22 protein-coding genes and 1 tRNA gene are annotated in these 22,306 nt (G+C 70.6%); 11 read left to right on the top strand and 12 right to left on the bottom strand.

What is annotated here, in order from left to right:
- Positions 1 to 101: 101 nt before the first annotated feature.
- Positions 102 to 629 (top strand): peptidylprolyl isomerase, encoded by a 528-nt coding sequence (locus ACIQ7D_RS07600; RefSeq protein WP_403934688.1) that lies wholly within the window; start codon positions 102 to 104, stop codon positions 627 to 629.
- 216 nt (positions 630 to 845) lie between these two features.
- Positions 846 to 1,751, top strand: coding sequence for a rhomboid family intramembrane serine protease (locus ACIQ7D_RS07595; RefSeq protein ID WP_403934685.1), 906 nt, complete (start codon positions 846 to 848; stop codon positions 1,749 to 1,751).
- Between the two features lie 288 nt (positions 1,752 to 2,039).
- Here the strand turns inward: ACIQ7D_RS07595 and crgA are convergent, their stop codons facing one another.
- Complete coding sequence (crgA, locus tag ACIQ7D_RS07590) at positions 2,040 to 2,297, bottom strand: cell division protein CrgA (RefSeq protein WP_403934682.1); 258 nt, start codon at positions 2,295 to 2,297, stop codon at positions 2,040 to 2,042.
- 139 nt (positions 2,298 to 2,436) lie between these two features.
- Here crgA and ACIQ7D_RS07585 point away from each other — a divergent pair, with 139 nt between their 5' ends.
- From ACIQ7D_RS07585 to ACIQ7D_RS07565, 5 genes are all read left to right on the top strand, one after another.
- Entirely contained in the window at positions 2,437 to 3,240 is an 804-nt protein-coding gene (locus ACIQ7D_RS07585; RefSeq protein WP_403934679.1) for a DUF881 domain-containing protein, read from the top strand.
- A gap of 125 nt (positions 3,241 to 3,365) precedes the next feature.
- Positions 3,366 to 3,539, top strand: a complete 174-nt coding sequence (locus tag ACIQ7D_RS07580; protein WP_385005880.1) for a hypothetical protein — start codon at positions 3,366 to 3,368, stop codon at positions 3,537 to 3,539.
- Positions 3,536 to 4,174 (top strand): aminodeoxychorismate/anthranilate synthase component II, encoded by a 639-nt coding sequence (locus ACIQ7D_RS07575; protein ID WP_403934676.1) that lies wholly within the window; start codon positions 3,536 to 3,538, stop codon positions 4,172 to 4,174. Before ACIQ7D_RS07580 ends, ACIQ7D_RS07575 begins: the two co-directional genes overlap by 4 nt.
- On the top strand, positions 4,171 to 5,592 hold the full coding sequence (locus ACIQ7D_RS07570; RefSeq protein ID WP_403934673.1) for a class E sortase: 1,422 nt from the start codon (positions 4,171 to 4,173) through the stop codon (positions 5,590 to 5,592). Before ACIQ7D_RS07575 ends, ACIQ7D_RS07570 begins: the two co-directional genes overlap by 4 nt.
- A 72-nt stretch (positions 5,593 to 5,664) precedes the next feature.
- Positions 5,665 to 6,468, top strand: coding sequence for a class E sortase (locus ACIQ7D_RS07565; RefSeq protein ID WP_403934670.1), 804 nt, complete (start codon positions 5,665 to 5,667; stop codon positions 6,466 to 6,468).
- A gap of 141 nt (positions 6,469 to 6,609) precedes the next feature.
- Here ACIQ7D_RS07565 and pknB read toward each other — a convergent pair whose 3' ends face one another.
- From pknB to ACIQ7D_RS07535, 6 genes are all read right to left on the bottom strand, one after another.
- Positions 6,610 to 8,667: a Stk1 family PASTA domain-containing Ser/Thr kinase gene (pknB, locus tag ACIQ7D_RS07560; protein ID WP_403934667.1), complete on the bottom strand. Its 2,058-nt coding sequence runs from the start codon at positions 8,665 to 8,667 to the stop codon at positions 6,610 to 6,612.
- Between the two features lie 167 nt (positions 8,668 to 8,834).
- On the bottom strand, positions 8,835 to 10,301 hold the full coding sequence (locus ACIQ7D_RS07555; RefSeq protein WP_403934664.1) for a peptidoglycan D,D-transpeptidase FtsI family protein: 1,467 nt from the start codon (positions 10,299 to 10,301) through the stop codon (positions 8,835 to 8,837).
- On the bottom strand, positions 10,298 to 11,716 hold the full coding sequence (locus ACIQ7D_RS07550) for an FtsW/RodA/SpoVE family cell cycle protein (RefSeq protein WP_403934661.1): 1,419 nt from the start codon (positions 11,714 to 11,716) through the stop codon (positions 10,298 to 10,300). The genes ACIQ7D_RS07555 and ACIQ7D_RS07550 overlap by 4 nt, the downstream gene beginning before the upstream one ends.
- 26 nt (positions 11,717 to 11,742) lie before the next feature.
- A complete protein-coding gene (locus ACIQ7D_RS07545) occupies positions 11,743 to 13,257 on the bottom strand; it encodes a PP2C family protein-serine/threonine phosphatase (protein ID WP_403934658.1) in 1,515 nt (504 codons plus the stop codon).
- 141 nt (positions 13,258 to 13,398) lie between these two features.
- Positions 13,399 to 13,917, bottom strand: coding sequence for an FHA domain-containing protein (locus tag ACIQ7D_RS07540; protein ID WP_329828253.1), 519 nt, complete (start codon positions 13,915 to 13,917; stop codon positions 13,399 to 13,401).
- Positions 13,918 to 13,927: 10 nt separating this feature from the next.
- Positions 13,928 to 14,785 (bottom strand): FhaA domain-containing protein, encoded by an 858-nt coding sequence (locus tag ACIQ7D_RS07535; protein WP_403934655.1) that lies wholly within the window; start codon positions 14,783 to 14,785, stop codon positions 13,928 to 13,930.
- A 327-nt stretch (positions 14,786 to 15,112) separates the two neighbouring features.
- Here ACIQ7D_RS07535 and ACIQ7D_RS07530 point away from each other — a divergent pair.
- The 4 genes from ACIQ7D_RS07530 to ACIQ7D_RS07515 all read left to right on the top strand — a co-directional run bounded on the left by ACIQ7D_RS07530 (position 15,113) and on the right by ACIQ7D_RS07515 (position 18,469).
- Positions 15,113 to 15,196, top strand: a tRNA-Leu gene (locus ACIQ7D_RS07530).
- 450 nt (positions 15,197 to 15,646) lie between these two features.
- On the top strand, positions 15,647 to 17,101 hold the full coding sequence (locus tag ACIQ7D_RS07525; protein WP_403934652.1) for a DUF2252 domain-containing protein: 1,455 nt from the start codon (positions 15,647 to 15,649) through the stop codon (positions 17,099 to 17,101).
- 72 nt (positions 17,102 to 17,173) lie between these two features.
- Complete coding sequence (locus ACIQ7D_RS07520) at positions 17,174 to 18,034, top strand: hypothetical protein (protein WP_403935074.1); 861 nt, start codon at positions 17,174 to 17,176, stop codon at positions 18,032 to 18,034.
- A gap of 90 nt (positions 18,035 to 18,124) precedes the next feature.
- Entirely contained in the window at positions 18,125 to 18,469 is a 345-nt protein-coding gene (locus tag ACIQ7D_RS07515) for a rhodanese-like domain-containing protein (protein ID WP_403934649.1), read from the top strand.
- A gap of 93 nt (positions 18,470 to 18,562) precedes the next feature.
- Here the strand turns inward: ACIQ7D_RS07515 and ACIQ7D_RS07510 are convergent, their stop codons facing one another.
- Genes ACIQ7D_RS07510 through paaA form a run of 5 tightly spaced genes read right to left on the bottom strand, consistent with a single transcriptional unit; the run spans position 18,563 to position 22,171 of the window.
- Entirely contained in the window at positions 18,563 to 19,624 is a 1,062-nt protein-coding gene (locus ACIQ7D_RS07510) for a 2Fe-2S iron-sulfur cluster-binding protein (protein WP_403934647.1), read from the bottom strand.
- Positions 19,625 to 20,161: a 1,2-phenylacetyl-CoA epoxidase subunit PaaD gene (gene paaD, locus ACIQ7D_RS07505; protein ID WP_403934644.1), complete on the bottom strand. Its 537-nt coding sequence runs from the start codon at positions 20,159 to 20,161 to the stop codon at positions 19,625 to 19,627. It lies immediately after the preceding gene.
- Complete coding sequence (gene paaC, locus ACIQ7D_RS07500) at positions 20,155 to 20,928, bottom strand: 1,2-phenylacetyl-CoA epoxidase subunit PaaC (RefSeq protein ID WP_403934641.1); 774 nt, start codon at positions 20,926 to 20,928, stop codon at positions 20,155 to 20,157. Before paaC ends, paaD begins: the two co-directional genes overlap by 7 nt.
- Positions 20,925 to 21,215, bottom strand: a complete 291-nt coding sequence (gene paaB, locus ACIQ7D_RS07495) for a 1,2-phenylacetyl-CoA epoxidase subunit PaaB (RefSeq protein ID WP_403934638.1) — start codon at positions 21,213 to 21,215, stop codon at positions 20,925 to 20,927. Before paaB ends, paaC begins: the two co-directional genes overlap by 4 nt.
- Positions 21,212 to 22,171, bottom strand: coding sequence for a 1,2-phenylacetyl-CoA epoxidase subunit PaaA (paaA, locus tag ACIQ7D_RS07490; protein ID WP_403935071.1), 960 nt, complete (start codon positions 22,169 to 22,171; stop codon positions 21,212 to 21,214). The genes paaB and paaA overlap by 4 nt, the downstream gene beginning before the upstream one ends.
- Positions 22,172 to 22,306: the final 135 nt, after the last annotated feature.

The following is a 22,306-nucleotide window of genomic DNA, read 5'->3' as shown; positions in this document are numbered from 1 at the left end:
TCCGTCCTTCCGGCATGTCCGCCGAAACCTTCCTCCGGTCTCACGTACCCGTGTCCGTGCGAGGATCGGGAACGTCAGCGACGACTCACGGAAGGCACATCGTGGCCGAGCAGCTTTACGCCACCCTCAGGACCAGCCAGGGCGACATCGAGCTGCGGCTCCTGCCGTACCACGCGCCCAAGACGGTCAAGAACTTCGTCGAACTCGCCCGGGGCGAACGCGAGTGGACCGACCCGGCGACCGGCAGGAAGACCACCGAGCCGCTGTACAACGGCACCGTCTTCCACCGTGTGATGAAGGGCTTCATGATCCAGGGCGGCGACCCGCTGGGCAACGGCACCGGCGGCCCGGGGTACGAGTTCGCGGACGAGTTCCATCCGGAACTGGCCTTCGACAAGCCGTACCTGCTCGCCATGGCCAACGCGGGTCCTGGCACCAACGGCTCGCAGTTCTTCATCACCGTCTCGCCGACCGGCTGGCTGAACCGCAAGCACACCATCTTCGGCGAGGTCAGCAACGCCGCGAGCAAGAAGGTCGTGGACGCGATCATCACCGTCCCGACCAATCCGGGCACCGACCGCCCGCTCCAGGACGTCGTGATCGAGTCGGTCGTCGTCGAGACCCGCTGAGCCGGCGGATCGGCCGGTGTCCTCGATGGATCAGCCGGAGCCGGCGAGGACGCCGGCCCGCCCGAATCGTTGAACACCGTCGTCACCGACCGGTTCCCGCCACCCGGGACCGCCACCCGGGAACCATCCCGCCCCGCCCGTCCGTAGTGGTTACATACCGGACGGGCGGGGCGCCGCGCTGCGTACCGCCCGCCGCCACGAAGACCGAGGGGACCGATGGACCACCCGCCAGGAGGCCACGGAGGCCAGGACCAGCCCGCCGTCACCCAGGGCCCGCCGAGCTGCTACCGCCATCCCGGCCGGGAGACGGGCATAAGCTGCACGCGCTGCGAACGGCCCATCTGCCCGGAGTGCATGATCAGCGCCTCCGTCGGATTCCAGTGCCCCGAGTGCGTCAGGCAGGGATCCGGTACGGGACACGGCGCCACCGCCAACCAGCCGCGCACCCTCGCGGGCGGCACGATCGCCGCCGACCCCCGGCTGCTCACCAAGATCCTGCTCGGTATCAATGTCGCCGTCTTCGTCGCCGTCCTCGCCGTGGGCGACCACGACCGGCTCGCCATCGACCTCGGGCTCATCGGCGGCGCCTACGAGGCGGGGCATGTCATCGGCGTCGCCGGCGGCGAGTGGTACCGGCTGATCACCTCGATGTTCCTGCACGAAGCGGTGTGGCACATCGCCTTCAACATGCTGGGCCTGTGGTGGCTCGGCGGTCCCCTGGAAGCCGCCCTCGGCCGCGCCCGCTATCTGGCGCTCTACCTGCTCTCCGGACTGGCCGGCAGCGCGCTCACGTATCTGATCGCCGCGCCCAACCAGCTCTCGCTGGGCGCGTCCGGCGCCATCTTCGGGCTGCTCGGCGCCACCGCCGTCCTGATGCGCCGGCTCAACTACGACATGCGGCCGGTCCTCGCCCTGCTGGCGCTGAACCTGCTCTTCACCTTCACCTGGAGCGGCATCGCCTGGGAGGCGCACGTCGGCGGCCTGGTGGCGGGCGTCGTGATCGCCATAGGCATGGTCCACGCGCCCCGGGCGCACCGGAACGTGGTGCAGTACGGGACGTGCGCGCTGGTGCTGCTGGTGACGGTCGGGATCGTCGTGGCCAGGACGGCGCAGCTCACCTGAGGCCTCCTGCGACGCTCTGGAACGCCCTGCGGGGCGGACCTGTGGCCACGTTGTCCACAGAGCGTGCCGGATCTTGTGCATCCTGTGGGGAACATGCGTGCCCCTTGTCGCCGGTATGGGTCTGACCAGCGGAGACAAGGGGCGATCACATCATCGGAGGGACCGTGGCGGTCACACCGGCGTCAACCACTCGTGGAGTTATCCACAGATCTTCCGACCTTTTCCCCCGCCTGTGGATAACGATGTGGACAAGCATGGGGAGAGCTTGACGCGGAGCGGTCGGGACCGCTACTTCCACTGGGTGGAGACACCGAAACCGGCGGCGATGAAGCCGAACCCGACCACGATGTTCCAGTTGCCGAAGCTCTTCACCGGAAGATCGCCCTCGGTCACATAGAAGACGACGATCCACGCCAGCCCGATCAGGAACAGGGCCAGCATCACCGGAGCCACCCAGCTCCGGTTGGTGAGCCTTATGGCGGTCGTCTGCTTCGCCGCCGGGGGCGGCGTGAAGTCGGCCTTCTTGCGGATACGTGACTTCGGCACGAGGGACTCTCCTGTCGATGCGCTGCGTGACCGCGCAGGGGACTGTAAACGGGTCCCGGGGCGGAGAGCAGGGGGAACCACCGCCCCCGGGCGTCCGTTAGCGTAGTGCTTCCGCGGCGCCTAAGGAGATAAGGGTACGTTGAGCAATTCAGCCGACTCTCCCCCAGGGCCGGTCCCGGGGCCGGTTCCCGGGCCGGGAAGGACGCCGGGCCGCCGGCCGGGAGCACGCCCCGTACGGGTCCTCACGGCCGCGGTGTTCGCCCTCGCCGGGCTGATCTTCGTCACCAGCTTCAACACGGCCAAGGGCACCAACCTCCGTACGGACACCTCGCTGCTCAAGCTCTCCGACCTGATCCACGAACGCGACCGGAAGAACGCCGAACTGGGCGACACCACCGCCGCGATACGGCAGGAGAACGACCGGCTCGTCAGCCGCGACCACGGCACCAGCGAGGCCGAGAACGCCGAGCTGCGCGCCCTGGAGGCCTCCGCGGGCACCCGGAAGGTCACCGGCCCCGGGCTCACCGTCACCCTCGACGACGCCCCGCCCAACGCCACCGCCAACCCCGGCTATCCCGAGCCGCAGCCCAACGACCTCGTCATCCACCAGCAGGACCTCCAGGCAGTGGTGAACGCGCTGTGGCAGGGCGGCGCCGAGGGCATCCGCGTCATGGACCAGCGGCTGATCTCCACCAGCGCCGTCCGGTGCGTGGGGAACACCCTGATCCTCCAGGGCCGCGTCTACTCGCCCCCGTACAGGATCACGGCGGTCGGTGACCGGACCGCGCTGCGCAAGGCGCTCGATGACTCACCCGCGATCCAGAACTACGAGCTGTACGTGAAGGCGTACGGCCTTGGCTGGCACGTCGATGAGCTGCGCAAAGAGACGCTCCCCGGCTACTCGGGCACGGTGGACCTGCACTACGCGACGCCCGTGCAGTGACGAAGAGAGTGACGAAGAGCAAGTCCGAACCTGGGCGCAGCTCGCTGATGCGCCGCCCACGCGCCCCCGTGGCCCTTTAGTCTGGTGCCGTACCGCCTGGCGCGGTACCGAACGGAAGGGACAGCATGTACGGCTGGATCTGGCGGCATCTGCCGGGCAACGCGCTGGTACGGGCGGCGCTCTCGCTCGTGTTGGCGCTCGCCGTCGTCTATCTGCTGTTCCAGTACGTCTTCCCGTGGGCGGAGCCGCTGCTGCCGTTCAACGACGTGACGGTCGACGGAGCGGGGGCGGCCCGATGAGCGCGCGCATCCTCGTCGTGGACAACTACGACAGCTTCGTCTTCAACCTCGTCCAGTACCTCTACCAGCTCGGCGCCGAGTGCGAGGTCCTGCGCAACGACGAGGTGGCCACCGCGCACGCCGACGACGGCTTCGACGGCGTCCTGCTCTCCCCGGGCCCCGGCACCCCCGAACAGGCCGGTGTCTGCGTCGAGATGGTGCGCCACTGCGCCGCGACCGGCCTGCCCGTCTTCGGTGTCTGCCTCGGCATGCAGTCGATGGCCGTGGCGTACGGCGGGGTCGTCGGCCGGGCCCCCGAACTGCTGCACGGCAAGACGTCGCTCGTCACACACGAGGGCAAGGGCGTCTTCGCCGGGCTGCCCTCGCCGTTCACCGCGACCCGCTACCACTCGCTCGCGGCCGAGCCCGCCGAGCTGCCGGCCGAGCTGGAGGTCACGGCGCGGACCGAGGACGGGATCATCATGGGGGTGCGCCACCGTGAACTGCCCGTCGAGGGCGTGCAGTTCCACCCGGAGTCGGTGCTCACCGAGCACGGTCACCTGATGCTGGCCAACTGGCTGGCGCAGTGCGGTGATCCGGGCGCGGTGAACCGCTCGACGGGACTGGCGCCGGTGGTGGGCAAGGCGCTCGCGTGACCGCACTGCGCCCCGAACACGACGCCGGTCACGGGGGCGCGTACGACCAGGACCGGTACGAACCGGACGGTTTCCAGCCGGGCGCGTACGGGGACTCCCGCGCGTTCGAGGCGGCGGTGGACGGTCTCGCCGACCCGCTGAACGATCCGCTGCCGGGTCAGCCGGGTCAGCCGGGTCGGGCGGGTCGGGCGGAGAGACCGGGGCCCCCCGACCCGCCGGTGCGGCGGCCGGGGCGGCACCGGGGGCCGCGGCGTGACGAACGGGCCGCACCGGGCCCCGTAGCGCCTCCTCCGGGCCCTGTGGCGGGCTCCGGCGCCGGGCCCGGGCCCGAGTGGTCCGGGGACTACTACCGGCAGTACGCGGCGGAGCCGCGGCCACGGGCGGCGCCCGACCCGGCCCCCGCTTCCGCGCCGGCGCCCATATCCACGGCCGCCGCGGCGGAGTTCGTGACACAGCCCATGCCCGTGGTGGAACCGGGCCCCGCGCAGGGCCCGGGCCCGCTGCCGCCGGCCGTCGCGGCGCCGTCGGTGTCCCAGCCGCGTACGGGCGGCCGTGCGGAGCGCCGGAGGGCGGCGGCGGCCAAGGGCGGCGGCAGGGACCGTAGGCGCGCCGCCGAGGCGACTGAGGGCGAGGGCGGCCCCGGGAGCGCCGGGAACGAGGCGGAGCGCGCGGCCACGGGCCCCACACGGGCGGCGTCCTCCCGGCCGCTCTCGCGGGTCGAGGCGCGGCGTGCGGCGCGCGCCCTCAAGGAGAGCCCCGCCGTGATCGCGAGCCGGGTGATCGGTGAGCTGTTCATCAGCTTCGGTGTGCTGATGCTGCTGTTCGTCGGGTACCAGCTCTGGTGGACGAACATCCAGGCAGGCCAGTACGCCGGCAAGGAGGCGGACAAGATCCAGAGCGGTTGGGCGGAGGGGAGGCAGCCCGGGGCCTTCGAGCCGGGCCAGGGTTTCGCGATCATGCACATCCCGAAGCTGGACGTCGTGGTGCCGATCGCGGAGGGCATCAGCAAGCCGAAGGTCCTGGACCGCGGGATGGTCGGTCACTACGCGGAGGGTTCGCTCAAGACGGCGATGCCCTCCGACAAGCAGGGCAACTTCGCGGTGGCCGGCCACCGCAACACCCACGGGGAGCCGTTCCGTTACATCAACCGGTTGCAGCCCGGTGACGAGATCATCGTCGAGACGCAGGACGCGTACTACACGTACGACATGACCAGCATCCTGCCGCAGACGCCGCCGTCGAACGTCAGCGTGATCACTCCGGTGCCGCCGGGGTCGGGGTTCACGAAGGCGGGGCGCTACATCACGCTGACGACCTGCACCCCGGAGTTCACCAGTACGTACCGCATGATCGTGTGGGGCAAGATGGTGGACGAGCGGCCGCGCAGCAAGGGGAAGCCCGACGCGCTCGTCGGCTGAGGCCGGCGGGTCCCGCGGGGTCCGACGCCCGGCCGAGCGGCCGGAATCACGACAGGGACGGGGACGGGTGCCGTGGCAGCGAACACCGGGCACGAAGAGCAGACCGGCGCACCGCCGCCGTCCTCGGAGCCGGACCCGGCAGCCGCCCAGGCTCCGGCCCCCGTCCGGGTCCAGGTCCGGGGACGCCGTCCCCGGGGCCGGGTCGCCGCCGCCGTCAGCGTCTTCGGCGAACTGCTCATCACGGCTGGGGTGGTGCTGGGCCTCTTCGTCGTCTACTCGCTGTGGTGGACGAATGTGCTGGCCGACCGCGCGGCGGGGAAGCAGAGCGACGACGTACGGCACAACTGGGCGCGCGAGGCGACCGGTGGCGGCGGCGGACCCAAGAGCTTCGACGCGGCGGACGGCATCGGCTTCCTGCACGTCCCGGCGATGGACAGCGGTGAGGTCCTGGTGAAGAAGGGGACGAACACGTCCCTGCTGAACGACGGCGTCGCGGGCTACTACACGGATCCGGTCAAGTCGGCGCTCCCCTGGGACGAACAGGGGAACTTCACGCTGGCGGCGCACCGGGACGGGCACGGCGCGAGGTTCCACAACATCCACAAGGTCAGGACGGGTGACGCGGTCGTCTTCGAGACACGGGACACCTGGTACGTCTACAAGGTGTACAAGGAGCTTCCGCAGACGTCGAAGTACAACGTCGAGGTGCTGATGCCGGTGCCGAAGGAGTCGGGGAAGACCAAGCCGGGCCGCTACCTGACGCTGACGACCTGCACGCCCGTCTACACCTCGGACTACCGCTACATCGTCTGGGCCGAGCTGGAGCGCACGGAGAAGGTCGACAAGGAGCGCACGCCGCCGCCGGAGCTGCGCTGACGGCCGGAGGGCCGGGGAGCGCGAGGGCCGGGGAGCGGGAGCTCTGGAGGGCTGCCGCCGCGGTCACGGGAATGCCCCGGCAGCCACTGCTGTGGGTGCCGGGGCATTTCGCTGGGCCGAGCTGAGCTGGGGCTACAGGGTCTACGAGTTCTCGGGCCGGAAGGGGACGTCGGACACGCCGCCGAAGCCGAAGAAGCCTCCGCCGTTCCCGTCGCCGTTGTTCCCGTTCCCGTTGCCGTTGCCGTTCCCATTGCCGTTGTTCTGGCCGCCGAAGGTGGTCAGGGTGACCGTGTCGCCCTTGTTCACTTCCTGACCGGGGCGCGGGTCGCTGCCGATCACGATGGCGTTGTCGTCGCCCGACGAGCCGCCCGCGACCGCGACGTTCAGCCCCTGGCCCTGGAGCGTGCCCCTGACCTCGCCCAGGCGCTTGCCGGTGAGGATGTCGGCGGGGATGGTCACCTTTTCCTGCTGCGGGCCCTTGGAGACGTCCAGGGTGACGGTGGAGCCCTCGGCGGCCTTGGTGTCGCCCGGCGGGGTCTGCTTGACGACGGTGCCGGCGGGCTGGTCGGAGTCGACCGGGTTCCGTACGACGACGAACTTGAGCGTCTTGAGCTGTGCCTCCGCCGTGTCCACGGAGTTGGTGGTCACGTTCGGGACGGGGATCAGGGTGTTCGTCGCGATCGTCAGGGTGACCGTGGAGTTCTTCTCCGCCTGGGAGTTGCCCTCGGGATCCTGGGAGAGCACGGTGCCGGAGTCCCGGTCGGACTCCTCCTCCTTGTACTCGACCTTGAAGCCCTTGTTCTCCAGTTGGACGGTCGCCTTGTCCTTCAGCTTGTCGGTGACGTCCGGGACCTCGATCTGCGGGGCGCCCTCGGAGACGACGACCTGGATCGTGTCGCCCTTGGCCATCTGCCCGCTCTCGGGCGTCTGGCTGCAGATGGAGCCCTTGGGGTGCTCGCAGCGCTCCGCGCCGGACTGGGTGACCTTCACGGAGGCGTTCTCCGCGAGGGTCTCCGCGTCGGTGAAGGGCTTGCCGACGAGTTGCGGGACGTCCACCTGGCCCTTCGACTCGCCGCCGCTGCCGTCGAAGATGTACTTGCCGATGAGGATCGCGCCGACCAGTACCAGGATGCCCGCGACCGCGAGCAGGATGGTCGACGTGTTGGACTTCTTCGGCTGCTGGCGGCGGCGTGCGGGGCGGTCGTCGTATCCGCCGAAGCCGCCGTCGTCCGGGTTGACCGGCGGGAGCATCGAGGTCTGGCCGGCCGGGTCGCCCGAGCGCATCGCCGTGGTCGGCTGGTCGGCGCCGTACCCGCCGCCGTAGCCGACCGCGCCCATGGCGGCCGTGGCGGCGACGGGCTGGCCGTCGAGGCAGGCCTCGATGTCGGCGCGCATCTCGTCGGCGGACTGGTAGCGGTAGTCCGGGTCCTTGACCAGGGCCTTGAGGACGATCGCGTCCATCTCGGGCGTGATCTCGGGGTCGAAGACGCTGGGCGTCTGCGGCTCTTCCCGTACGTGCTGGTAGGCGACCGCGACCGGGGAGTCGCCGATGAACGGCGGCCGGACGGTGAGGAGTTCGTAGAGCAGGCAGCCCGTGGAGTAGAGGTCGGAACGCGCGTCGACCTGTTCGCCCTTGGCCTGCTCGGGGGAGAGGTACTGGGCGGTGCCGATGACGGCGGAGGTCTGCGTCATCGTCATGCCGGAGTCGCCCATGGCGCGGGCGATGCCGAAGTCCATGACCTTGACCTGACCGGTGCGCGTCAGCATGACGTTGGCCGGTTTGATGTCGCGGTGGACGATCCCGTTGCGGTGCGAGTACTCCAGCGCCTGGAGGATGCCGACGGTCATCTCCAGCGTGCGCTCGGGCAGCAGCCTGCGCCCGGAGTGCAGCAGCTCGCGGAGCGTGGAGCCGTCGACGTGCTCCATCACGATGTACGGGAGGGAGACGCCGTCGACGTAGTCCTCGCCGGTGTCGTAGACCGCGACGATCGCCGGGTGGTTCAGGGAGGCCGCGGACTGGGCCTCTCTGCGGAACCGCGCCTGGAAGGACGGGTCGCGGGCCAGGTCGGCCCGCAGGGTTTTGACGGCTACGGAACGGCCGAGCCGGGTGTCATGGGCGAGGTAGACCTCTGCCATGCCACCACGACCGAGCACCGAGCCCAGTTCGTACCGGCCGCCGAGGCGACGCGCCTCTTCCATAACGTTCCAGCCCTCTCCGTCAGTCCCGACCGCACCGGCGAGTGGTCCGGCGGTGTGCTGTTCGCGCCTACGCTACCGGGCACGCCGTATGAGGTTGGCCCGTAACGGTGAGCTGATATACGACCGGTATCGCATTGTGCGGGTATGGACGTGCGTCGTGACGGGCGTCACTTCTTACTGTCGATGACCGCCTTCATCACGTCCTTGGCGATGGGGGCCGCGAGGCCACCACCGGAGATGTCGTCACGGCTGGCATCGCTGTCGGCGACGACGACCGCGACGGCAACCGGGGAGCCGTCACCCGTCTTGGCGTAGGAGATGAACCACGCGTACGGATTCTTGCTGTTGTTCTCGCCGTGCTGGGCGGTGCCGGTCTTCCCGCCCACTGTGACGTTCGGGATCTTGGCATTGGTTCCCGTGCCCTCGTCGACGACGGTCTCCATGATGCTCTGGAGCTTCTGGGCGTTCTCCTGCGAGAGGGGCCGGCTCAGCTCTTCGGGCTCGGTCTTCTCCAGCACGTCCACGCTGGGGGACTCCAGGCGGTCCACCATGTACGGCTTCATCAGCTTGCCGTCGTTGGCGACCGCGGCGGCGATCATGGCCATCTGGAGGGGCGTGGCGCGGGTGTCGAACTGGCCGATGGAGGAGAGCGCCGTCTGCGAGCTGTTCATGTCCTCGGGGAACACCGAGGCCGCCGCGCGGACCGGGACGAACTGCTCCTCGTTGAAGCCGAACTTCTTCGCGGTCTCCAGCATCTTCTCTTTGGTGAGGTCCGAACCCAGCTTGCCGAAGACGGTGTTGCAGGAGTAGCGCAGCGCGATCCGGAGGGTGGCGTCCTTGCAGGGGATGTTGCCCTCGTTCGGAAGCGGGGTGGTGGTCCCGGGCATGATCCACGGGAGCGGCGTGTCGGTGGGGGCGTCCACGTCGCTGACCTTGCCGTGCTCCAGGGCGGCGGCGGCGGTCAGCACCTTGAAGGTGGAGCCGGGCGGGTAGGTCTCGCGCAGTGCCCGGTTGAGCATCGGGTCGTCGGGGTCGTTCTTCTTGTCGAGGCCGACCCAGGCTTCTGAGTCCTTCTCCGTACGGCCGGCGAAGGTGGCCGGGTCGTAGCTGGGGGTGGAGGCCAGCGCGAGGATCTTGCCGGTCGCCGGGTCGATCGCGGCGACGGCGCCCTTCTTCTTGCCGAGACCGTCGTAGGCGGCCTTCTGGGCGGCGCCGTTGAGCGTCGTGACGACGTTGCCACCCTTCTTCTCGTCGCCGGTGAACATGGACATCGTGCGGTCGAAGAAGAGCCGGTCGTCGTTGCCGGTGAGGACCCCGTCCTCGATGGACTCGATCTGGGTGGCACCGAACGCCTGCGAGGCGTAGCCGGTGACGGGCGCCCACATCGGGCCGTCGGCGTAGGTGCGCTTGTACGTGTAGTACGTGTCGTCGGTCTTGGCGGAGCCGGTTATGGGCTTGCCGTCGACGATGATGTTGCCCCGTGCGTTGCTGTACCGCTCGATCTGCACCCGCTTGTTGAAATCGTGGGAGCTGAGCTCGTTCGAGCGTACGAAGCCGAGCCAGTTCTCCCGGAGCAGCAGGGCGAGCATGAGGAGCCCGCAGAAGATGGCGATACGGCGCAGGGGCTTGTTCACGGTCGGACCACCTGGGTCATCTCGGCGTCGGGGGACGGGGCGGGGGCCGGTGCGGGTCGGCGCGCGGTGTCGCTGATGCGGATGAGGATGCCGATCAGGGCCCAGTTGGCGAGGACGGAGGAGCCGCCGTACGCGACGAACGGCATGGTCATACCGGTCAGCGGGATGAGCCCCATGACACCGCCGGCGACGACGAAGACCTGGATGGCGAAGGCGCTGGAAAGCCCGATGGCGAGGAGCTTGCCGAAGGGGTCGCGGGCGGCGAGGGCGGTGCGTACGCCGCGCTCCACGATCAGCGCGTAGATCATCAGGACGGCCATGGTGCCGGCCAGGCCCAGTTCCTCGCCGATGGTGGTGAGGATGAAGTCGGCGTTGGCGGCGAACCCGATGAGGTCGGAGTTGCCCTGGCCGAGTCCGGTGCCGAGGGTGCCGCCGGAACCGAAGGAGAGCAGGGCGTCGCCGATCTGCTGGCAGGCGCCGCTGGTCTCGTAGCAGGCGAAGGGGTCGAGCCAGGCGTTGACGCGGGACTGGACGTGCGACTCGAAGGTGGCGACGCCGACGGCTCCGCCGACCGACATCAGCAGTCCGAAGACGATCCAGCTCGTCCGCTCGGTGGCGACGTACAGCATCACCACGAAGAGACCGAAGAAGAGCAGGGAGGTACCGAGGTCGGTCTCGAAGACCAGGATGAGGATCGAGACGCCCCAGATACCGAGGATGGGGCCCAGGTCGCGGCCGCGGGGCAGGTAAAGACCCATGAAGCGGCGGCTGGCCAGGGCCAGGGCGTCTCTCTTGACCATCAGGTAGCCGGAGAAGAAGACCGCGATGATGATCTTCGCGAACTCGCCGGGCTGGAGGGAGCCGAGGCCGGGGAGGGTGATCCAGATCTTGGCGCCGTTCTTCGCGGGGAAGAACATCGGCAGGATCAGCAGGAAGAGCGCGACGGCCATCGAGATGTACGTGTAGCGCTGGAGGACGCGGTGGTCCTTGAGCGCGATCAGTACGGCGACGAAGAGCGCGACGCCGATCGCGGAGTTCAGGAGCTGGCCCGGAGCGGCCGGGTTGTACTCGGACTTGGTGACGATCTTGGCGAGCTGGATCAGCCGCGGCGACTGGTCCAGGCGCCAGATCAGCACCAGCCCGAGGCCGTTGAGCAGCACAGCCAGCGGCAGGAACAGCGGATCGGCGTACGGGGCGAACTTGCGCACCACGAGGTGCGCGACGCCCGCGAGCAGGCTGAGGCCGGCCCCGTATCCGAGCATCCCCGCGGGGATCTTGCCGTCCATGGCCAGCCCCACGTTCAGATACGCGAACACGGGGATGGCTACGGCGAAGGCGAGCAGGGCGAGCTCGGTGTTGCGGCGGCTCGGTGCTTCGATCGCGCCGATGGTGGTCGTGTTGGTGACAACGCTCATGGTGGTGAAGGGCCCCCTACGGCCGGCTACTGCTGCTTACCGCAGTTCGAGGCCACTTTCTGCTCCTCTTCGGAGAGGCTGGGGCCTGGAGTGGGAGTCGCGGCTTTCGGGTTGACGGTGGCGGACCTGGTGAGAGACGTACCGGTCGTACCGCCGGCCTGTCCCTCGCCTGTGGCCACATTGGACTCTTGGCCGGCGGTGCGGCGCTGCTCTTCCTTCTTGCACGCCGAGGCCTGGGTGGCGAGTTCCTCGATCTTCTTCCGGCCGCCGGTGAGGCTGCCTTCGGCGATCGTGTCCTCGACCTGCTTGCGCTGGTACGGAGGGAGGTACTTGAGTTCGATCTCGGGGTGGTCCTTCTCGACCTTCGAGAGCGAGAGCCAGGCGAGGTCCTGGCTGATCCCCCGGTAGAGGGCGACGTGCTGGTCGCTGGCGCCGACGTAGTACTGGGTCTGGGTCCAGCGGTAGCCGCCGTACAGACCGCCGCCGACGACGGCAAGCGCGAGCACGGAGTAGAGCGATCTCTTGAGCCACCGGCGGCGCGGGCGCTCCTTGACGTAGTCGTCGGAGCCGTCGTACGCGCCGAAGCCGTCCCCGGGGGTCGCCCCGCCGTACCCGTAGTCGGTGTCGTCGCCGCTGCCGGGCGGGCCGAAGCCGCCGGCGCCCTGCGGGGGTACGGAGCGGCCGAGGCCGGCGGCGCGGCCGGCCGGGGTCTGCATCGCCGCGGCGTTCTCCGCCGAGTTCAGCGGGAGCTGGTTCTCGGCGACGGCGCCGACGACGACCGGGGTGTCGCTGAGCAGGCCCGCCATGGTGTCGGTGGACTCGACGTCCAGGACGTCGGCGACGATGCAGGTGATGTTGTCGGGTCCGCCGCCGCGCAGGGCGAGCTGAATGAGGGCCTGGATGGTCTCAGGAGGGCCCTGGTAGCTGGCGAGGGTCTCTTCCATCGTCTGGTGCGAGACGACGCCGGAGAGGCCGTCGGAGCAGATCAGGTAGCGGTCGCCGGCGCGGACCTCGCGGATGGAGAGATCCGGCTCGACGTGGTCGCCGCTGCCCAGCGCGCGCATCAGCAGGGAGCGCTGCGGGTGGGTGGTGGCCTCTTCCTCGGTGATCCGGCCCTCGTCGACCAGCCGCTGCACCCAGGTGTGGTCCTGGGTGATCTGGGTCAGTACGCCGTCGCGCAGGAGGTACGCGCGGGAGTCGCCGACGTGGACGAGGCCGAGCCGCTGGCCGGTCCACAGGAGGGCGGTGAGCGTGGTGCCCATGCCCTCCAGTTGCGGGTCCTCCTCGACCATCACGCGGAGCTGGTCGTTGGCGCGCTGCACCGCCGTACCGAGCGAGGTGAGCAGGTCGGAGCCCGGGACGTCGTCGTCGAGCTGCACGAGCGTGGAGATCACCTCGGACGAGGCGACCTCGCCGGCCGCCTGGCCGCCCATGCCGTCGGCGATGGCCAGCAGCCGGGGGCCGGCGTAGCCGGAGTCCTCGTTCCCCTCGCGGATCATTCCTTTGTGCGACCCGGCGGCGAAACGCAGAGACAGACTCATGCGCACCTCGCCCGTCGGCTCGCCGGTCGACTGTCGCGCCAGCCGGTCTCGAGCCACACTGCCCACCCTCCGGTCGGGAGCCTGCTGCGGTCCGCTGTGGGGACCGTCGTGGCTCGCTCGCTCCGCTCGCTCATTGTCGTACTACTTCCGCAGCTCGATGACGGTCTTTCCGATGCGGATCGGAGCGCCCAGTGCGATCGGCTGCGGGGTCGTGAGCCGGGTCCGGTCGAGATACGTGCCGTTGGTGGACCCGAGGTCCTCGACGATCCATTGACCGTCACGGTCCGGGTAGATCCTGGCATGCCTGCTGGACGCGTAGTCGTCGTCCAGCACGATGGTCGAATCGTGGGCGCGGCCCAGCGTGATCGTCTGTCCTTGGAGGGCCACCGTGGTGCCGGTGAGGCTGCCCTCGGAGACGACCAGCTTGGTGGGCGCTCCCCTGCGCTGCCTGCCCCCCTGCTGTTGCTGCTGGCGCTGCTGGGGCGGCGCCGCGGACTGGCGGGCCTGCTGCGGACGGGCGTCGGCGTTGCGGCGTGAGCCGCGCTGCGTGACGCGTGTTCCGAACAGGTCGCTGCGGATGACCTGTACGGCCACGATCACGAACAGCCACAGAACGGCCAGAAAACCTAGCCGCATGACCGTCAGGGTCAGCTCTGACATTGCCCCCGCTTCACCCTTCGGCTTGCCTGAAAACGATGGTGGTATTGCCCACGACGATCCGCGAGCCGTCGCGGAGCGTAGCGCGGGTGGTGTGCTGTCCGTCCACCACGATGCCGTTGGTCGACCCGAGGTCCTGGATCGTGGAGGGCGTTCCGGCCCGGATCTCGCAGTGCCTGCGCGAGACTCCCGGGTCGTCGATCCGTACGTCGGCGTCGGTGCTGCGGCCGAGGACGAGGGTGCCGCGGGAGATCTGGTGGCGGGTGCCGTTGATCTCGATCCAGCGGCGCGTCTGGCCCTGCGGCAGCGCTCCGGGGCCGGGGCCCGCGGGCCGGCCGCCGGGGCCGCCGGGGCTTCCGGGCGGCGAGGAGGCGGGCATGGGGGGCACGGCGGAGGGCGGGTAGCCGTAACCGCCGGGGGCGCCCCGGGGAGGCGAGGCGGGTGCCGCGGGGCCGGGGTGTCCGGCCGCGCCGCGGTCGGGGCCGGCCTGTGACGTACTCGACGCCAGGGTTCGGCTGCGCACCCGGTAGAGACCGGTGTCGAGATCCTCGGCCTTCTCCAGATGGACCTTGATCGGCCCCATGAACGTGTACCGCTGCTGCTTCGCGTAGTCGCGGACCAGCCCGGACAGTTCGTCGCCGAGCTGCCCGGAGTACGGGCTGAGCCGCTCGAAGTCCGGCGTGCTCAGCTCCACGATGAAGTCGTTGGGCACGACGGTCCGCTCGCGGTTCCAGATCGTCGCGTTGTTGTCGCACTCGCGCTGGAGGGCACCCGCGATCTCGACAGGCTGGACCTCGGACTTGAACACCTTCGCGAAGGTGCCATTGACCAAACCTTCGAGACGCTGTTCGAAACGCTTCATGACTCCCATGGGGCACCTCCTCCGTCGTTGCCGTCCTGGTACTGCTTACTGATCGTATCCACGCGTCGGGAAATCGGCTGGTTCCCCTTGTCTGCCCCGTCGATGAGTGTCACCTCTCACACGGGATCGTAGAGGCGGCCTGACGCCAGTGTCCCGCACCCGGGGTGTACTCAGGAGGAGTGGGTGGCGGCCGTGGTCCGTTCCCTGTTCCGGGGTCGGATCGTCGAAACAAACGGATGTGATTCCACCCCTCGCGGCGTGCTAATCTTCTCGATGTCGCCAGGAGCGCACACCAGCGGAACACCAGCAGGTGAAGCACCGGACGGCACACCCAATGCGCGGGTGGCGGAATAGGCAGACGCGCTGGATTCAGGTTCCAGTGCCCGAAAGGGCGTGGGGGTTCAACTCCCCCCTCGCGCACAGCGGGTAGTCAGTGACTACCCACAGCGGATTGGTCGAACCCCCGCTCCGGAGATCTTCCGGAGCGGGGGTTCTTCTGTGTGTCCGGCCGCAGGGTTCCGAGGAGTCCGCGAGGGCTTTCGGGAGGCCGGAGGGGGTCGGGGAGTGCGGGAGCTGTGACGCAGGTTACGTCCGGGAGGTCGTAGGGAGGCCGTCGGGAGGTCGTCGGAGGGACGCCGGACCGGTGGTCGGCCGGGTCTCGGACAGCGGCGTCGGATCCGTGGCGTCGGACAGTGGCGTCGGACAGTGGCGTCGGCAGGTGTGTCCGGCGCGTCCGGCGCGTCGGCAGGCGGGCGCTCCGGGGTTATCCACAGGGGCGGGCGCCTGTTCGGATCCGGCGGTACGGTCGTGAGCGGTTGATCCCGCACGGCGGGACACGACGCACGACGAGTACGGGGGAGGCGGCACGTCATGGACGCTGTCGGGCCGGGGACGGCAGCCGGGACGGTACGGATTCCGCCGGTGCCGGGGTTCGCGCCGCGCGCGGTCCCGGGGGAGGCGGACGGCGCGCGGACGCCGAAGGAGCGGGGGCGGGCGCTGCGCGAGCGGGTGCCCAGGTCCTCGCACGCCGCGGCGGCCCCGGTGGCGGGGCGGCCGGACGCGGTGCGGGCCGTGGAGGAGTCCAACCGCGGTCGGGTGGCGGGGCTGACGCCGATACGGGTGGGGCGGATGGCCGCGACCCCCTTCGCCTTTCTGCGGGGCTCCGCCGGACTGATGGCCCATGACCTGGCGGGCACACCGGTCACCGGCGTCGGCGCGCAGCTCTGCGGCGACGCGCACGCGGCCAATTTCGGCCTGTACGGGGACGCGCGCGGCCGGCTCGTCATCGATCTCAACGACTTCGACGAGACCGTGGTCGGCCCGTGGGAGTGGGACGTCAAGCGGCTCGCCGCCTCTCTGGTGCTGGCCGGGCGGGAGGCGGGCGCGGACGAGGACATCTGCCGCAGCGCGGCGTACGACGCGGTGGGGGCCTACCGGCGCACGATGCGGCTGCTGGCGAAGCTGCCGGTGCTCGACGCGTGGAACGCGATCGCGGACGAGGAGTTGGTCTCCCACACGGACGCCCGCGACCTCGCCGGCACGCTGGAGCGCGTCTCGGAGAAGGCGCGCAACAACACGAGCGCGCGGTTCGCGGCCCGGTCGACCGAGGCGGTGGACGGCGCGGACGGGCAGGCCGCCGCCGAGCGGCGCTTCGTCGACGCGCCGCCCGTGCTGCGCCGTGTGCCCGACGAGGAGGCGGCTGCCGTGGCCGCCTCGCTGGAGGCGTATCTGGCCACCCTCCCGTCGGACCGGCTGCCCCTGCTCGCGCGGTACGCGATCCACGACGTGGCGTTCCGGGTCGTCGGCACCGGGAGCGTGGGGACTCGGTCGTACGTGGTGCTCCTCCTGGACCACCGGGGTGAGCCGCTCGTACTCCAGGTGAAGGAGGCGCGGCCCTCCGCCCTGCTGCCTCATCTGCCGGCGATCGGTTTCGAGCCGCCGGAGGTGGCGCACGAGGGGCGGCGCGTGGTGCTCGGCCAGAAGCGGATGCAGGTGGTGAGCGACAACCTGCTGGGCTGGACGACTGTCCTCGGCAGGCCCTACCAGGTACGGCAGTTCAGGAACCGCAAGGGCAGCGTGGACCCGGCGGCGCTCCCCGCCGACCAGGTCGACGACTACGCGCGGATGACCGGAGCGCTGCTCGCCAGGGCCCACGCGCACAGCGTGGACCCGCGGCTGATCGCCGGGTACTGCGGCAAGAACGAGGAACTGGACGCGGCGGTGGCCGGCTTCGCGGTGGCGTACGCGGACCGTACGGAGGCGGACCACGCGGAGCTGGTCGCGGCGGTGCGCGGCGGTCGGATCTCCGCCGAACTGGGGGTCTGAGCGGCTGGTACGGGTCCTCAGCGGCCGGGGAGGGGCAGGGGCCGCCCGATCCGCCCGTAGGCTGGTCGGGTGATGCACGACGCCCCTGGGGAGCCGACGATCCGTAACGACGACGAGCAGGACGTACGAGACGTGCCGGACGCCACCGAAGCATCCGACCCGCGGCCCGAGGCGCGCCTGGAGCGGGCCGTGCGCGCGGCCGAGCAGGCGCTGATCGAGTTCGAGATCGCCCTGGAGACGTTCCGGATCGAGGTCGACAACTTCTCCCGGCTGCACCATCAGCGGCTCGGGCCGATGTACGCCCGGCTCGACGAGCTGGACGCGCTGATCGCCGAGGCCCGCGCCGCCCGCAGCGGCGATCCGGAGGATCTGCGCAAGGCGCGGGAGGCCCGGGCGATGGTGCAGCCGATGCCGGGTGTGGAGGAGCTGTTCCACGACTGGCTTGATTCCGATGGTCTGTCGCCCGAGGCGTCGGCGATGTTGACAGACCGGCCCGTACGGCCGCCCAAGCGGGTCCGGCCGAGCGACGAGGCGCGCAAGATCTACCGCGATCTGGTGCGCAGGTCGCACCCGGATCTCGCGCAGGACGACGGGGAGCGGGCGCGCCGTGAGGAATTTCTCACGCGGGTCAACTCCGCCTACGGGCGCGGGGACGAGGCGCTGCTGCTGGAGCTGGCCGCCGAGTGGGCGGCGGGGCCCGCGCCACGCCCGGCGGAGCTGAGCGAGAGCGAGGAGCTGTACGCCCGGCTGGAGTGGCTGTCGCAGCGCAAGGAGGCGCTGACGCTGGTCGCCCATGAGCTGGAGCAGGGCGCGATCGGCGCGATGCTCAGGATGGCGCCCGACGACCCGGACCGGCTGCTGGAGGAGATCGCGGAGCAGCTTCTCGCGGAGGTCTCGGGGCGTGAGGCGGAACTCGCCAAACTGGTGGAGTAGATTTCCCGGGCCCGGGCCCGGTCATGGCGCCCGGCCGTGGCGCCCCGATCCGGCCCCGGTGCCGGTCCCGTACGAGAGAAGGCAATCCCCATGAACTTCGCCCCGCTGCCCTCGGTCGACGCCGCGGCGGTGCCGGCCGACGGGCTGGTGCTGGACGTCCGTGAGGCCGACGAGTGGGCGGCCGGTCATGTCGAGGGCGCGCTGCATGTTCCGATGAGCGACTTCGTGGCCCGCTTCGGCGAGGTCACGGAGGCGGTCGCCGACGGACGGAAGGCGTTTGTGATGTGCCGGGTGGGCGGCCGTTCGGCGCAGGTCACCCAGTATCTGGTGCGGCAGGGGATCGACGCGGTGAACGTGGACGGCGGCATGCTCGCCTGGGACGGCGCCGGGCGTCCGATGGTCGCCGACAACGGCGCGGCGGCATTCGTCCTCTGACCGGCGCGACGGCGCCAGCGCCCGGGCCGGGGCCGGGATCGGAGACCGGGACAGGCATCCGGGCTCGGGCTCCGGGCCCGGCGGGGCTCCGGCTCAGCGGTCGAAGTCCAGCTCCACCTCCGCGGTCGCCGGATGGGACTGGCAGGCCAGTACGTACCCCGCGTCCGTCTCCTCCGGTTCAAGGGCGAAGTTGCGGTCCATGGAGACCTCGCCCTGGACCAGGAACGCCCGGCAGGTGCCGCAGACGCCGCCCTTGCACGCGTAGGGGGCGTCCGCGCGACCGCGCAGCACCGTCTCCAGCAGGGATTCGCCCTCCCGTACCGGCCAGGTGCCCGAGCGGCCGGCCAGGGTCGCGGTCAGCGTGCTGTGCGCGGGGGCCCGGGCGCCGGGTGTGGCCGCCGCCACGGCGGCGGACGGCGCCTCGTCGACGTGGAAGATCTCCTGGTGGATACGGGCACGCTCCACCCCGAGGCCGCGCAGCGCGCGCTCCGCGCCGGAGACCAGACCGAGCGGGCCGCAGAGGAACCAGCCGTCGACGTCGGCCACCGGGAGCAGCGCGGGCAGCAGCCCGGTCAGCCGCTCGCGGTCCAGTCGGCCGGACGGCAACCCCGTCCGCCGCTCCTCCCGGGAGACGACCGTGGCGAGCTGGAAGCGGTCGGGAAAGCGGTCCTTGAGGTCGGCGACCTCCTCCAGGAACATCGTGGACGCCACGGTGCGGTCGCTGCGCACCAGACAGAACCGGGCCGTGGGTTCCCGTATCAGCAGGGTGGCCGCGATCGACAGCACCGGGGTGATGCCGCTGCCCCCGACGACTGCCGCGAAGTACCCGGCGCGGGGCTCCAGGACGAAGCGGCCGGTCGGCTCCATGGCCTCGACCACATCGCCCACGGCCAGCTCCTTGAAGGCGTATGTCGAGAACTCTCCGCCCTCGACCAGCCGGATACCCACCCGCAGCGCCGCGTCGGGGCCGGCGGGGGCGCAGATCGAGTACGTGCGTCTGATCTCCTCGCCGCTCCCGGTGCGGCGGCGCAGGGCGATGTGCTGGCCCGGGGTGTGCCGGAACGCCTCGCGCAGCTCGGGCGGTACGGCGAGGGTGACGGCGACCGCGTCGTCCGTGAGCGGTTCGACCTCGCTGACCCGGAGCGGATGGAACATCTACAACTCCTTGAAGTGGTCGAACGGTTCACCGCAGGCCGTGCAGCGGCGCAGCGCCTTGCAGGCGGTGGAGGAGAACCGGCTGAGCAGTTCGGTGTCGGTCGAGCCGCAGTGCGGGCAGCGCAGGGAGAGCGTCAGCGGCACGGGCCCGCCGGCGGTGCCCGCGGTGGCGCCCGGGCGGGGCGGGGCTATGCCGGACTCGGCGAGTTTGCGGCGGCCCTCGGCGCTGATGTCATCCGTCGACCAGACCGGGGAGAGGACCGTGACGACCGAGACCTCCGGCACCCCGTGGTCGTGCAGGACGCGCTCGATGTCCGAGGACATCGTGCCGATGGCCGGGCAGCCGGTGTAGGTGGGGGTCAGCTCCACGCGGACCCGGCCGGGGCCCGCGACATGGAGGCCGCGCAGCACGCCCAGCTCGGCCAGGGTCAGCACCGGCAGCTCGGGGTCGGGGACGGAGCCCGCGAGGGCGCGCAGCTCCTGCTCCAGCGCCGTCGTGCCCGCCGGCGCCGCGCTCCTGTCGGGGGTCGTCACCATGACGCCTCCGGGTGGCTGCGGTGGAGGTGCTGCATCTCGGCGATCATCCGTCCGAACGGTTCCGTGTGCAGCCCCTGGCGGCCCGCGCCCGCCGTCCAGGCACCGGATCGGGGGCCGTCCGGCACGGGCAGGGTCGCCCGGTGCAGCACATCGGTGACGGAGGCGAGCCAGCTCTCTTCCAGCGCCCGCCAGTCGACATCGAGCGCGTCGAGCCCGTCGGTGGGGCGGAACATCTCGCCGGTGAACCGCCAGAGCGCCCGGCAGCCGCGCTCCATCCGCTCATGGCTCTGCGGTGTGCCGTCCCCGAGCCGCAGGGTCCAGTGCTCGGCATGGTCCTGGTGGTAGGCGACCTCCTTGACCGCCTTGGCCGCCAGAGCGCTGAACTCGCTCTCCCCGGCCGCGAGCTGCCGGTACAGGAGGAGTTGGTAGGTGGAGAAGTAGAGCTGGCGGGCGATCGTGTGCGCGAAGTCGCCGTTCGGCTGCTCGACCAGGTGGAGGTTGCGGAACGCGCGCTCCTCGCGCAGATAGGCCAGCTCGTCCTCGTCCCCGACGAGGGAGAGCAGGAACCGCGCCTGGCCCAGCAGGTCCAGCGCGATGTTGGCCAGCGCGACATCCTCTTCGAGGACGGGGGCGTGGCCCGCCCACTCCCCCAGCCGGTGCGAGAGCACCAGCGCGTCGTCGCCGAGCGCCAGGGCCGCCGCCCTGTTCACCGCGTCGGGGGCCCGCCCGGGCGCCGGGGCGCCGGTCGTCGCCGGTACGCCGCTCACAGGTGCTTCACCCCCTCGGGGATCTCGTAGAAGGTCGGGTGCCGGTAGGGCTTGTCGGCGGAAGGGGCGAAGAAGGGGTCCTTCTCGTCCGGCGAGGAGGCCGTGACCGCCGAGGACTCCACCACCCAGATCGAGACGCCCTCGCCGCGCCGGGTGTAGAGGTCCCGCGCGTTGCGCAGGGCCATCTCGGCGTCCGGGGCGTGCAGGCTGCCCGCGTGGGTGTGCGCGAGCCCGCGGCGGGAGCGTACGAAGACCTCCCACAGGGGCCAGTCGGCCGTACCGCTCATGCCGTCGCCTCCATTCGTACCGTCCCGGGGCGGTGCTTCTCCGCGTACGCCGCCGCGGCCTCCCGTACCCACGCGCCCTCCTCGTGGGCCCGGCGGCGCTGGGTGATCCGCTCCTCGTTGCACGGCCCGTTGCCCTTCAGCACCTCGTGGAACTCCGCCCAGTCGATCGCCCCGAAGTCGTGCCGCCCCCGCTCCTCGTTCCACCGGAGGTCCGGGTCGGGGAGGGTCAGGCCCAGGGCCTCGGCCTGCGGGACGCAGATGTCGACGAAGCGCTGCCGCAGCTCGTCGTTGGAGTGCCGCTTGATCTTCCAGGCCATGGACCGCGCCGAGTGCGCCGACTCGTCGTCCGGCGGGCCGAACATCATCAGCGACGGCCACCACCAGCGGTCCACCGCGTCCTGTGCCATGGCCTGCTGCGCCGGAGTCCCGTTGCTCAGGGTCAGCAGCAGCTCGTACCCCTGGCGCTGGTGGAAGGACTCCTCCTTGCAGATCCTGACCATCGCGCGGGCGTACGGGCCGTACGAGCAGCGGCACAGCGGGACCTGGTTCGTGATCGCGGCTCCGTCCACCAGCCAGCCGATCGCGCCGACGTCCGCCCAGGTCAGCGTGGGGTAGTTGAAGATCGACGAGTACTTCTGGCGGCCGCTGTGGAGCTTGTCGAGCAGCTCGTCACGGCCCGTGCCCAGCGTCTCGGCCGCGCTGTAGAGATACAGGCCGTGTCCCGCCTCGTCCTGGACCTTGGCCATCAGGATCGCCTTGCGGCGCAGCGAGGGCGCGCGGGTGATCCAGTTGGCCTCCGGCTGCATTCCGATGATTTCGGAGTGGGCGTGCTGGGCCATCTGGCGGACCAGGGACGCGCGGTACGCCTCGGGCATCCAGTCGCGTGGCTCGATGCGCTCGTCGGCGGCGACGGCCGCGTCGAACGCCGCCTCGAAGGACTCCGCCGTCCTTGCCATCGTCGCCTCCTCGGCCGTCCCCGTGGACACTGCCGTCATCCGGACCCCCTACCGACCGATCGTTCGGTTCATGGACTTCAATGGTGGGTGTGCGGCCCGTAGGGTGTCAACCCTGTGGATAACTGACCGGAGTAC

The sequence above is a fragment of the Streptomyces sp. NPDC096310 genome, assembly GCF_044763125.1.
In the GTDB taxonomy this organism is placed as follows: domain Bacteria; phylum Actinomycetota; class Actinomycetes; order Streptomycetales; family Streptomycetaceae; genus Streptomyces.
This window is presented reverse-complemented; position numbering and strand designations above follow the sequence as displayed.

What these genes read in the sequence shown, in the direction of transcription:
- ACIQ7D_RS07595 (WP_403934685.1), top strand. Translation starts at nt 846, where the DNA reads ATGGACCACCCGCCAGGAGGCCACGGAGGCCAGGACCAGCCCGCCGTC.
- ACIQ7D_RS07580 (WP_385005880.1), top strand. Translation starts at nt 3,366, where the DNA reads ATGTACGGCTGGATCTGGCGGCATCTGCCGGGCAACGCGCTGGTACGG.
- ACIQ7D_RS07575 (WP_403934676.1), top strand. Translation starts at nt 3,536, where the DNA reads ATGAGCGCGCGCATCCTCGTCGTGGACAACTACGACAGCTTCGTCTTC.
- pknB (WP_403934667.1), bottom strand. Translation starts at nt 8,667, where the DNA reads ATGGAAGAGGCGCGTCGCCTCGGCGGCCGGTACGAACTGGGCTCGGTG.
- ACIQ7D_RS07550 (WP_403934661.1), bottom strand. Translation starts at nt 11,716, where the DNA reads ATGAGCGTTGTCACCAACACGACCACCATCGGCGCGATCGAAGCACCG.
- ACIQ7D_RS07545 (WP_403934658.1), bottom strand. Translation starts at nt 13,257, where the DNA reads ATGAGTCTGTCTCTGCGTTTCGCCGCCGGGTCGCACAAAGGAATGATC.
- ACIQ7D_RS07540 (WP_329828253.1), bottom strand. Translation starts at nt 13,917, where the DNA reads ATGTCAGAGCTGACCCTGACGGTCATGCGGCTAGGTTTTCTGGCCGTT.
- ACIQ7D_RS07535 (WP_403934655.1), bottom strand. Translation starts at nt 14,785, where the DNA reads ATGGGAGTCATGAAGCGTTTCGAACAGCGTCTCGAAGGTTTGGTCAAT.
- ACIQ7D_RS07525 (WP_403934652.1), top strand. Translation starts at nt 15,647, where the DNA reads ATGGACGCTGTCGGGCCGGGGACGGCAGCCGGGACGGTACGGATTCCG.
- ACIQ7D_RS07520 (WP_403935074.1), top strand. Translation starts at nt 17,174, where the DNA reads ATGCACGACGCCCCTGGGGAGCCGACGATCCGTAACGACGACGAGCAG.
- ACIQ7D_RS07515 (WP_403934649.1), top strand. Translation starts at nt 18,125, where the DNA reads ATGAACTTCGCCCCGCTGCCCTCGGTCGACGCCGCGGCGGTGCCGGCC.
- ACIQ7D_RS07510 (WP_403934647.1), bottom strand. Translation starts at nt 19,624, where the DNA reads ATGTTCCATCCGCTCCGGGTCAGCGAGGTCGAACCGCTCACGGACGAC.
- paaD (WP_403934644.1), bottom strand. Translation starts at nt 20,161, where the DNA reads ATGGTGACGACCCCCGACAGGAGCGCGGCGCCGGCGGGCACGACGGCG.
- paaB (WP_403934638.1), bottom strand. Translation starts at nt 21,215, where the DNA reads ATGAGCGGTACGGCCGACTGGCCCCTGTGGGAGGTCTTCGTACGCTCC.
- paaA (WP_403935071.1), bottom strand. Translation starts at nt 22,171, where the DNA reads ATGGCAAGGACGGCGGAGTCCTTCGAGGCGGCGTTCGACGCGGCCGTC.